Origin of the sequence: Rothia sp. LK2588, from assembly GCF_040946465.1 — a bacterium.
Lineage (GTDB): Bacteria > Actinomycetota > Actinomycetes > Actinomycetales > Micrococcaceae > Rothia.
The window spans coordinates 213,323-224,666 of record NZ_JAYWLS010000001.1 but is presented as its reverse complement, the minus strand read 5'-3'; the positions used below and the strand labels follow the sequence as shown (position 1 = coordinate 224,666).

Here is an 11,344-nt window from a genome sequence, read left to right as displayed (position 1 = left end):
GCTCTTCCTTTCGTGTTACTGCGCCCCGGTTCGACGAGGTCTGCCGATGACGGTTCTAAATAAATGTTTACGGGCTGACTCCGGGACCATCCGATAGATAAACCGTAGTCCCAAGTTGAATAAGACCTGGGCCTTACCCACCGACTCGCCATTGTAGAGAGCGGCCTGCACTCGGACGTCTTGATGGAATGCCTTCAGTCCCCCACGGCGGGTATATGCCCCAGCGCCGGTGCGGTATTTGACGAGGGGCTCGGCGAGATTTGCCAACCGGTATCCTGCCCGGTCCAGGCGCGTCCATAGGCCGTAGTCCTCTGCGGCGGGCAGGTGTTCGTACCCGCCGACCGACAGGACCGCCGATTTCCGGAAGACCACCGTGGGATGGAATACGGGATTACGACGTGCCATCAACCGGCTCACGTCTGCGGGATCGGTGATGCTGTGGCGCGTACTTTCGACACGCTCATCGTCCGCGCAGATCTCGTACATTGCGCTTCCCAAAAGAGCCAGCGAAGAATTCGCCAGCTGCGGGATCTGGCGGGAGAAGCGCTCGGGAAGGCTAATATCGTCTGCGTCGGCTCGTGCTACCAGCTCGTACCGGCAATGCTTCAGGCCCTCGTTGAGGGCACTGGCCAATCCTACGTTTTTCTCCAGTAGTACCCGCGTTATCAGGGGCACTTCCCCGGTTTCTGAACGCGCTTGCCACGCGTCGATGACGGCTTCGAGTTCGGCGGTGAGCGGACCATCCGTCACCAGTACCAATTGATCCGGTTGCAGGGACTGTTCGATGAGGTTAGAAGCCAGGGCCCGGTCGAGAAAATCAGGACGGTCGTGGGCGTAGGTGCTCATCAAAACAGAGAATTGGGATGTTTTCACCGAAACCAGTTCTCGCGGCATGTGATCGAATTCGAGTTCGTACACGCCGGCCAGAACTTCGCGATTCGTGCGATAGGGTCGCAACGCGTCGCGTACGCCACGGGCAAGGTAGCCCAGATAGGTCTTCTTATCATCGGTGTTCTTGATAGTGCGGATCCACAAGCGCACGCTCGCACCGCCGTAGAGCAGCTTCTCCCAGGGGGCCAGGGTACGGCGGCGACAGAACACCCACAGTTTATTGCGGACGTCGTTGTAGAAGCGAGGCCCGGGGTTGGAATCGGTGTTGCCCATCGTTTTGGTGTGATGGCGGGCCACGGAATCGGCGGTGGCGATCGCGTCCCGGTGTAGGGCCAGACGAGTAGAGTACTCGAAGTCGTCGTTCCAGATGAAGAAGTCGGCAATCGGCAACCCCACCCGGCGCATCACGGTGGCGTCCATAAGCAAGGAGACGAACGATCCGGATCGGATGGGTCGTGCCCCCACCGCTTGCGCCATGGCGGTGCGGCGGCGTCCTGCCCCAAGGCGGGTGCGCATCGTGTTCATACGGTGGTCGCGGCCGTCGGTCCACACGACGCGCGAGGCCACGAAGGCGGGACGTTCGGTGGCCGTGGGTGAGTACTCCCACCAGGCGCGCACCGCGGCGGAAAGCGTGTCTTCGGTGGGCTCGGTGTCGTCGTCCATGACCCACACCAGATCGGGGTTGTGCCGTGCCAGGGCGCGATCGATGCCGACAGTGAATCCTCCGGCACCGCCCATGTTGCGATGGAGATGTACGATGTCGAGATTAAGCTCGGAATCGAGTGCATCGAGGTAAGCCGCTGTGCCATCGGTGGAGGCGTTATTGACGATGACCACGGAATCGGGAATTCTCTTCCCCGAGGCTAGACCCTGCAGGGTCAACGGAAGCAGGTCCAGGCGGTTGAACGTGACGACAACTGCCGTGACGCGTAGAGCATCAAGCTCACCCTGAGATGGGGGGATCGGGTGGTCATAGACCATAACGTGTAAGACCGGTTCCTTTCCGTTTCCAGTGGCTGAGCGCCGACCGCGTTGGGCCTGATCAGCCCCCAGCGTGCCCGGCGCGGTCCGGAAATCGTACGACAGTTGCTAGTTTACTGAATACCCAGCTCAAGTTCACCACGGTGATGAATTACCGTAGCTCAAAGAATACTGTGTCTGGTGGTTATTAAGCGCCTAAATATGCGAAAGTTATTGCAGAGTCGCCTGCTCACACCGCAGGTGACAATGACCTGAAGGGATAACTCGTGAAAGCTTCGAATTGGAAAGTTCTCGGTGCCAGTGGCTTCGTTGGCTCCTCAGTGTTGTCTCGGTTGCGAGCCGACGGTATTGATGCCGACCCGATCGAAGCGCCCCGTTTGGCCACCAAGCAAACCGATCCGAAGGCTTTGGCTAAAGAGGCTACTAGCTTGGAAGGCATCATCGATTCTCTGGCTGATTCCTTTGCCGGAGCTGACGTGGTCATCAATGCCGCTGGAGTTGCCGCCCCCAATCAGCAAGAGTTACATCCCCTCCTCGGTGCCAACGCGTTGTTACCCGTGGTGGTGGCCATCGCCGCCCAGCGCACCGGCGTTAAGCGCCTGATTCACCTGTCGTCGGCAGCGGTGCAGGGACCGGTTCGTCGCCTCGACGCCTCGACTCATACCGATCCCTTCTCCGCATACTCCTATTCGAAGGCGCTCGGTGAGAAAGCCCTGTTGCTCACCGAAGAGTATGTTCAGAAGTCGGCTGCGGCCGGAGTGGCTCCGGGATCTAAGAACTCCATCTACCCGGCGGCTCCCGCGAGCGCGCCCGTTTCCGTCGCCCCCGATCACGCCCTCGAGTTGTGTATCGTGCGGGCCACCAGCGTCCAGGGTTCGGGCCGCCGCACCACCGAGGCGTTCGCGAAGTTCGCCTCTACGCCGCTGGCGTCGGTGGCAGGCAAGGGCGATCGCCGCTCCCCCGTTTCGTCTTCTTACGCACTGGCTGAGTTCGTCTCTATGGTGGGCCGCTTCGAAGGTAAGCTCCCGAGCATCGTCGTTCAGCCGTGGGAGGGTAGCACCTGCGAGTCGGTCATCGTGGACGCTGGTCGCCGCCACCCGTTACACCTGCCCACTCCCCTCTGCGCGGCCGCGATCAAGGCGGGTTATGCTGTCTCCGACCTCGCTGATGGACGCTGGCAGGCAGCCGTTCGCCGCGTGGAAGTCATGTGGTTCGGTCAGAAGATCGACGATAGCTGGGCCCGCGAGAACGGCCTGGTTCCGGAGCCTCGCGTGCAGGAAGTTCTGCGTACCGCCCATAGCGCTCTCGGCAAGAAAGCCGATCGTCGCTTCGCTTCGTAGACATCCCAGATAAAGCTTCAGGGCGGTGCAGGTAGTTCACCTGCACCGCCCTGAACTGTTTATTCGGCGGATTCGCTGAGTGAAACCGGGGGCTCATCTACCGCCGAGTCGTTCTCGCCCCGCTCTTGGTTCCCGTGATCCACGCGGGGCTCGCTATGTTGCTCTTCGTCGGCGTGGGAGAAGACCAGGGCGTGAGCCTGTCCGACCGGGAGGGGTTTCGTCCGCTCCCCTGCCGTCGTCCTCTGATTCTCTTGGCGGTAGGCCTGTTTGGTACGAAGCTGGTCGACGGTCCCGGCTACCGGGGCACCTGCCGTAGCACCGTCTGATCCCACGAGGCCTGCGTTAAAGGAACCTTCTGCCGGTGCCTGCGCGCGAGGAGCCTCGGCGAAATGCCGACCCGGGCGTTCGTCTTGGGCCGATTGCTGACCTGCGTCACCTCGTCCCACGCCGTGTTCGGGAGCCGGGGCGTCGACGCCGGGCACCGTGTAGAGACCGGAGTTGCGGGGATCGTCTTCGGCCCGCACCGAACCGCTGATCGCCCGATCACCGGTGGTCGAGTCGATGGTGCGCACCGCGGCAGACTCGTTGTCCTGCTCCAGCTCGGCCTTGGTCACGATCGAGGGGACGACTTCGCGTAGCTGCTCGATCGAAATGGCGCCTTCGCGAACGACCACGAGTCGCTCTGAGGTGCAGTCGACGATCGTGGAGGGAAGCACATCGGCGCTTGCCACCCCTTCGGCGCGGTCCCGCGGACGGCGACCATCGTCGATAATCATGTCGACGGCCTCACCGAGTTGCTCGGCCGCTTCTTCGGCGTCGGTAGCGGCGGTCTGGCCCGAGCGATTAGCCGAGGATACCGCAAGAGGCCCGACCTGCCGTAGCAGATCGATGGCCAGCTGGTCGTCAGGCACGCGCAGTGCGACCGTGCCTCGGGTCTCGCCCAAGTCCCAATTCAGCGAAGGCTGACAGTACATGATCAGGGTCAGTGCGCCCGGCCAAAACTTGCGGGCCAGGGCCGTGGCATCGTCGGAGACCTGATCGGCTAACCCTGGTAGCACGGCTTCATCGAAGATGAGCACCGGCGGCGGCATCTGACGAGAGCGCCCCTTCGCGGCTAGCAACGCGCTGACGGCGTCCGGCGAGAAGGCGTCGGCGGCCACTCCGTAGACTGTATCGGTGGGGATGACGACGGTCTTTTTCTCCTGAAACGTAGCCTGAGCGGCGCTGATGGCTTCAGCGCGGGCTTCGTCTGTCTCAGTGGTGTAAACGATAGCTTTCACGGGCTTCATTCTCTCATGTTTGCTGGCGGTAGGTCACCGAAGTGGAATGGGCATATGCGCGGCGGAGGAGCTGCGCCTACCCAGAAGGCTTGTACCCGGCGGTGTGTCGCGGTCGGCCGGTGAGGTCGTCGATAGATTCCAATGCGACGAAACCTGCCCGCTCGAGCACGGTGCGCATGGCTTCCCGTTGAGTCTCTGCGTGTTCGACGATCACGAACCCTCCCGGTTTCAACAGTTGCCAAGCTCGCGCGACGATCCGAGCGGGGATCGCCAGACCGTCAGCGCTGCCCCCGTAGAGGGCCATGGCGGGGTCGTGTTCGGCCACCTCGGGTTCCTGCGGCACGGCAACCGTGGGAATGTAAGGCGGGTTTGAGGCCACCACGTCGAAGGTATTTTCTTCCCCGGGTAGCGCCTGGCCGGCGTCATCGAGGATGAGGCGTACGCCCGAACCTGCGAGGTTGCGCTCTGCCCAGGCGTGAGCCAGTTCGCTCAGCTCTACCGCCGCCACCTGCGCCCTCGGGCGCTCTTGCGCAATCGCAGCAGCAATGGCTCCCGAACCGGTACACAGGTCCACGATCTTGGCCTCCGCGGGTCGCGCGTCGACGTCCTGCAACACGTGGTCGACCAGAATCTCCGTTTCAGGACGCGGTATGAACACTCCCGGCCCCACGGCAAGTTCCAGCCCCCGAAAGTAGGCTCGCCCGGTGATATGTTGCAGCGGCACGCGGCGAGCGCGGGTGGCTATGTGTTCGACAAACTCCGTAGCGAAACGCTCCGAGACCTGCCGACCGATCAAAACCAACGCTTGTAGCCGTCCCCGGGTGACCTCTTCACCAGTTTCTGCGGTCACCACGTGCGCGGCCAGCAGCTGCGCGTCCACCGCGGCCTGGGGTACGCCGTGAAGTCTCAGGTAGCCGGAAGCCCGGCGAAGAACCTCGTTGAGGTCTTCACCGGGCGTTACCGAAAATTCTTCTGCCAACGAATTACTCGTCTTCTTGACCAAGCTGTTCTAGGCGGTGCGCCTCGTCCATCTCGATCGCAGACTGAACCACCGGTTGCAGATCACCGTTGAGCACGGCATCGAGGTTGTAGGCCTTGTAACCGGTGCGGTGGTCGGCGATGCGGTTCTCGGGGAAGTTGTAGGTTCGGATGCGCTCCGAACGGTCCATGGTCTTCACCTGAGAGTGGCGCTTCTCGGCGTTTTCCGCGTCGATCTGTTCCTGCTGCCAGGCCAACAATCGGGCGCGGAGCACGCGCATCGCGGCCTCACGGTTCTGGATCTGCGACTTCTCGTTCTGCATGGCGACCACAATGCCCGTGGGCAGGTGGGTAATGCGGACCGCCGAGTCGGTGGTGTTCACCGACTGACCACCGGGGCCTGAGGAACGGTAGACGTCGATCTTCAGATCGTTCTGCGCGATCTCGATCTCCTCGGGCTCGTCAACCTCGGGGAAGACGAGCACACCCGCTGCCGAGGTGTGGATGCGTCCCTGCGATTCGGTCGCCGGAACGCGTTGCACGCGGTGCACGCCGCCCTCGTACTTCAGGTGCGCCCACACACCCTCGGCGGGGTCGTTCGAGGTGCCCTTGATCGCAACCTGAACGTCCTTGTAACCGCCGACATCGGTCATGGTGGACGAGATGATCTCGGTCTTCCAGCCCTTGGACTCGGCGTAGCGGGTGTACATGCGCAACAGGTCACCGGCGAACAGCGAGGCTTCGTCGCCACCTTCGCCACCCTTGACTTCGAGGATCACGTTGCGTCCGTCGTCCGGGTCGCGCGGGATCAGCAGGCGGCGCAGGCGTTCCTGAGCCTCAGGGATCTGCACCTCGAGTTCCTTGACCTCCGCGGCGAATTCTTCGTCTTCAGCGGCCATTTCTTTCGCGGCCTCGAGATCGTCGGTGAGGTTGTTGACGCGGTTGTACGCTTCGACGATGCCGTTGAGTTCGGAGTAGCGTCGACCGAGCTTACGCGCCTTACCTTGATCGGCGTGGACAGCGGGGTCGGCAAGCTGCTTCTGCAGATCAGCGTGCTCGTCGAGCAGAGACTGAATATCGTACATAGTTGCCTACCTTCTTAGTCGTTGGAGTTAGTGCCCAGGCCGGACTTCTGCACGGTGAGCAGGAACTCCACGTTGGAGCCGGTGTCGCGCAACTTGCTGGTCAGCACGCTGAGCGCCTGTTCCTGGTCGAGGCCGGCCAGCACGCGGCGCAGGCGCCACATAATCTTGATCTCTTCGGCAGAGAGCAGGTTCTCCTCGCGGCGGGTGCCCGATGCGTTGACGTCCACGGCGGGGAAGATACGCTTGTCTGCCAGCTGACGCGACAGGCGGAGTTCCATGTTGCCGGTGCCCTTGAATTCTTCGAAGATGACCTCGTCCATCTTGGATCCGGTCTCCACCAGTGCGGTGGCGAGGATCGTCAACGAACCGCCCTCTTCGATATTGCGTGCGGCTCCGAAGAACTTCTTGGGCGGGTACAGTGCAGCCGAGTCCACGCCACCGGAGAGGATACGGCCCGAGGCGGGTGCTGCGAGGTTGTAGGCGCGGCCCAGTCGGGTCATCGAGTCCAGGAGGACCACGACGTCCAGACCCTGCTCCACCAGGCGCTTGGCGCGCTCGATGGCCAGCTCGGCCACGGTGGTGTGGTCGTCGGCCGGGCGGTCGAAGGTCGAAGCGATCACTTCGCCCTTGACGGTGCGCTGCATGTCGGTGACTTCCTCAGGACGCTCGTCCACCAGCACCATCATCAGGTGCACCTCGGGGTTGTTGGTGGTGATCGCGTTGGCGATCGACTGCAGCATGAGGGTCTTACCGGCCTTCGGCGGGGAAACGATCAAACCGCGCTGGCCCTTGCCGATCGGCGCGATCAAATCGACCACACGGGGGCCGATCTTCTTCTGCTCGGTCTCCAGGCGCAGGCGCTCCTGGGGGTACAGCGGGGTCAGTTTGGTAAAGTCGCGGCGCTTGCTGGACTGCTCCGGCTCCAGACCGTTGATCGAGGTCAGCTGCACCAGAGCGTTGAACTTCTGACGCTGGCTGTTCTTGTCGTTCTCACGCGGTGCACGGATGGCACCGACCACGGCGTCACCCTTACGCAGGCCGTAGCGCTTGACTTGGTTCAGCGAAACGTAGACGTCGTTGGGACCGGGCAGGTAACCGGAGGTACGCACGAAAGCGTAGTTATCGAGCACGTCCAAGATACCGGCAACGGGCACCAGCACGTCGTCTTCGGTCAGCTCCGGCTCGTCGTAATCGTTGTTGTTATTGCGATTACGGTTGCGGTTGCGGCGTTCATTCTGACGTTCCCGGCGGTTGCGGTTGCGGCCGCGGCGGCTGTTGTCGTCATCGGGACCGTTGTTCTTGGACGAGCGCTCGCGGCGATCGTTGCGATCCGACTTGTCGTTGTCGTCCTGCTCGTTGCGGTCGTTGTTGCGCTCGCGGTTGCGGTTGCGCTTGCGAGAGTTGCGCTCCTCCCCCGCGTCGGCAGACTTCTCGTTCTTGTCTGCCTGCTGCTCGGAGTTCTTGTCGCTCTTAGAGTCTTCGCCGTTCTCAGCGGAGTCATTCTCACGCTGGTCCTTGCCGTTGTCGTTGTTACCCTTCGACCGGCGGTTCGAGCGGTTACGACCACGAGAGCGCGAGTTGTTCTGCTCCTCGCCTTCTGACTTCTGCTCGTCGGCGATGGCATCCTGCTCCGCGGAGTTCTCAGACTCCTGGGTGGCGTTGCTCTGCTCTGCGGTGTTCTGCTCTGCAGACTTCTGATCCGAGGACGATGCACGGCGGTTGCGACGGCGTGCAGGCTTCTGCTCGCCGGAGTTCTCACCCTGAGCCTCGGAGAAACCCTCACCGGATTCCTGCTTGCCCTGATCACCGGGCTGGGAGTCATCGTTCTTGGCGCGGGCAGAGCGCTGACGCGCCGGCTTTTCGGTAGCTGCTTCTTCGGTGGAGACCTGTGCCTTCGGCTGCTCCGACACTCCGCCACGCTGGTGGTTCGAAATGGCCTCGACCAGATCAGACTTGCGCATACGACGCGCTCCGGTGATTCCTAGCTGGGAGGCGAGCGCCTGCAACTGTGCCAGTTTCAGGCTACTCAAAGACGGTGAATTGGTTTCTTCCTGCGCCGCGGTACGGTCAGTGGATTCTGCCACGAAGGTTCCTTCCCCTCGATAAATGTCGAAAAATATTTCGTGGGGCACTCAAGAGATGGTGCCTATTTTCAGCCTCAGACCAGCTGAAAACTTCCCGCATCTGCCACCTCAATCCGGTAATTTCACGGCCGGCCTTCACGGTGAAGGGGATACAAGAAATTACTGGGTGATCGTGGATGCGTGAATGAGCCAAAATACGTGCACGGCTATGCGGCGAAGATGGCTTCTAGGATCTCGCACCATAGATCGCGATGCGATCATAGCGAGAAACTAAGAGACAGGTAGTTTCATAAGAACGACTACCTATGTGATGTAGTGAAGAACCCTGCTAGAAAGCGTTGTCTTCTCTACTGAGCATAACACCTTCGGTATCAATATTCACTTCCTCGATGCGCCAGTTCAACCGACGGCCCTCGTGGAATCCCACCGCCTCCCGTTGCTGGGCACGGCGGATCGCCTCGGTTACCTCGGCCCGTTCTGCGGCCCCACGTGCAAAAACAAGCACGGTCGGCCCCGCCCCTGAGATAACGGCGGCGTATCCCTGCCCCCGCAGATCGGCCACCAAAGCGGCCGAGGGGCGCATCGCAGACGCACGATAAGACTGGTGAAGCAAATCATAGGTGGCCGGTAGCAGATACTCGGGCGCGGCGGAGAGCGCCTGCGACAGTAACGCCGCGCGTCCGGAATTCTCGGCGGCCTCGTGATGAGGCACGTTCTCAGGGATAAGCCCGCGCGCCACCTTCGTGGGCACCTCGTAATCGGGGATTGCGACCACCGGCAACACCTCGGAGTGTACGGGCACCGACAGTGAGTGCCAGCCCTGTTCATCACCGTAGGAGATCACCAGATTGCCCAGCAGTGAGGGCGCCACGTTATCGGGGTGGCCCTCCATCGCCGAGCAGATCTGCAACATCGCGTCGTCGTCGAGTCGGACGTCCGCGGGCAACATTTCGTTCGCCCCGGCCACACCGGCCACGATGGCCGAGGCCGAGGACCCCATACCGCGGGAATGCGGGATGCGGTTGACTGCCTTAATGTGCAACCCGGGAAGCTCCATGAGTCCCACCGCGCGCCAGGCGCGTTGCATGGATTTCACGACCAGGTGGGTCTCGTCGCGGGGGACGTCCTCCGCACCCTCACCCGATAGCTCAAACTCGAGCCCCGACTCGATCCGGGTGAACTCCAGCTCGTCGAAGTGGGCCAGCGAGATACCCACCGCGTCGTACCCGGGGCCGAGGTTAGCGCTCGAGGCGGGAACCTTCACTCGCACCCGCGTGCCCACGGGAATAATCTCCGGCGAAAGATGAGCTTCAGAAGAACCGTCGATCAACGGCAAATTCATAGTGATTCCTTGAGTTTGAACGGGGGTTGCAGAAGATTTATTCGCCCTCAACCCGGTAGAGAGAGGTCACCGCCCGAACAGAGCTGAGGCCCTCCACATCGTGCAATGTAGCACGCATCTTAGAATCTTCAGCGCGGTGGGTGATCACGCGCAAGGACGAGGTGGGCTCGCCACCGGCGTTCTGCCCCTTGGTCTGACGCATGGTGCTGATCGAGACCCCGTGTTCGGCGAACTTCTCGGCGATGGCGGCCAGCACGCCCACCCGATCCTCAGCCTCCATACCGATGGAATAGCGTGAGACCACATCTGCCATTGGGGTCGAATCCAGCTGAGCATAGGTCGACTCAGGTATGGCAGCGCCACCGGTCACCAGGCGTCGGGCGATAGAGACGAAATCGCCCAGCACCGCGGAGGCCGTGGGGTTGCCACCGGCACCGGGACCGTAGAACATCAACTCACCGGCGTTTTCTGCCTGCACAAAGACCGCGTTGTAGGCGCCGTGCACCGAAGCCAGCGGGTGTTCACGAGGCACGAGCGTGGGGCTCACGCGAATATTGACGCCCTCACCATCACGTTCGCAGGTGGCCAAAAGCTTGATCACGTAGCCGTCTTCAGAAGCCGCGGCCACGTCTTCGGCGGTCACCGACGTGATGCCTTCACAGTGCACGTCGTCGATGGTGAACTCCGAATGGAACGCCAGCGAGGCCACGATCGCCGCCTTGGACGCGGCGTCCTGCCCTTCGACGTCCGCGGTGGGGTCCGCTTCGGCGTAGCCCAGGCGCTGAGCCTCGGCAAGCGCGTCGTCGAACTGCGCCCCCGTGGTATCCATCTGATCCAGGATGTAGTTGGTGGTGCCGTTCATGATACCCAGCACCCGGTTGACGTGGTCGCCGGAGAGGGAATCTTTCAGGGGCCGCAGAATCGGGATGGCGCCTGCCACCGCCGCCTCATAGCTGAACTGTGCACCGGAAGCCTGAGCGGCCTGTTGCAACTCAACCCCGTGTTTGGCGATGAGAGCCTTATTTCCCGAGACCACGGGCTTCCCGGCGTTGAGGGCACGCAGAATACGCGTGCGGGCGGGTTCGATGCCACCGGTCAGTTCGATGACCACGTCGGAACGGTCGATGAGCACATCGGCATCGGTGCTGTACAGCTCGGCCGGTGCCTGCCAGTGCCTATCGGCCTGCGTGTCTCGCACCGCGATGCCGGTCAGTTCGATCTGCGCTCCGATGCGTTGGCTGAGCATTTGGGCCTCCTCGATGAGGATGCGGGCCACCTGAGAGCCTACATTGCCCGAACCCAATAGGCCGACTTTAATGCGCTGTGATGCGCCCATGAATGTTCTCCTCAGCGATAGAAGTAT

At 62.0% G+C, this 11,344-nt stretch carries 8 protein-coding genes; 1 reads left to right on the top strand and 7 read right to left on the bottom strand.

Annotated features, from left to right (window positions below; translation table 11 throughout):
* Positions 1-15: 15 nt before the first annotated feature.
* A complete protein-coding gene (locus tag VVR12_RS00965) occupies positions 16-1,872 on the bottom strand; it encodes a glycosyltransferase (RefSeq protein WP_368549250.1) in 1,857 nt (618 codons plus the stop codon).
* A 266-nt stretch (positions 1,873-2,138) separates the two neighbouring features.
* Between VVR12_RS00965 and VVR12_RS00960 the strand changes: the two genes are divergently transcribed.
* On the top strand, positions 2,139-3,212 hold the full coding sequence (locus tag VVR12_RS00960; protein WP_368549249.1) for an NAD-dependent epimerase/dehydratase family protein: 1,074 nt from the start codon (positions 2,139-2,141) through the stop codon (positions 3,210-3,212).
* Between the two features lie 59 nt (positions 3,213-3,271).
* Here VVR12_RS00960 and VVR12_RS00955 read toward each other — a convergent pair whose 3' ends face one another.
* The 6 genes from VVR12_RS00955 to VVR12_RS00930 all read right to left on the bottom strand — a co-directional run bounded on the left by VVR12_RS00955 (position 3,272) and on the right by VVR12_RS00930 (position 11,317).
* The gene (locus VVR12_RS00955) at positions 3,272-4,492 is read right to left on the bottom strand and encodes an L-threonylcarbamoyladenylate synthase (RefSeq protein ID WP_368549248.1); all 1,221 of its coding nucleotides are present in this window, start codon (positions 4,490-4,492) and stop codon (positions 3,272-3,274) included.
* A gap of 76 nt (positions 4,493-4,568) precedes the next feature.
* The gene (gene prmC, locus VVR12_RS00950) at positions 4,569-5,471 is read right to left on the bottom strand and encodes a peptide chain release factor N(5)-glutamine methyltransferase (protein WP_368549247.1); all 903 of its coding nucleotides are present in this window, start codon (positions 5,469-5,471) and stop codon (positions 4,569-4,571) included.
* 4 nt (positions 5,472-5,475) lie between these two features.
* Complete coding sequence (gene prfA, locus VVR12_RS00945) at positions 5,476-6,555, bottom strand: peptide chain release factor 1 (protein ID WP_368549246.1); 1,080 nt, start codon at positions 6,553-6,555, stop codon at positions 5,476-5,478.
* Between the two features lie 14 nt (positions 6,556-6,569).
* The gene (gene rho / locus VVR12_RS00940; protein ID WP_368549245.1) at positions 6,570-8,639 is read right to left on the bottom strand and encodes a transcription termination factor Rho; all 2,070 of its coding nucleotides are present in this window, start codon (positions 8,637-8,639) and stop codon (positions 6,570-6,572) included.
* A gap of 328 nt (positions 8,640-8,967) precedes the next feature.
* Complete coding sequence (gene thrB / locus VVR12_RS00935) at positions 8,968-9,981, bottom strand: homoserine kinase (RefSeq protein ID WP_368549244.1); 1,014 nt, start codon at positions 9,979-9,981, stop codon at positions 8,968-8,970.
* A 37-nt stretch (positions 9,982-10,018) separates the two neighbouring features.
* Positions 10,019-11,317, bottom strand: coding sequence for a homoserine dehydrogenase (locus tag VVR12_RS00930; RefSeq protein ID WP_368549243.1), 1,299 nt, complete (start codon positions 11,315-11,317; stop codon positions 10,019-10,021).
* Between the last annotated feature and the right edge of the window lie 27 nt (positions 11,318-11,344).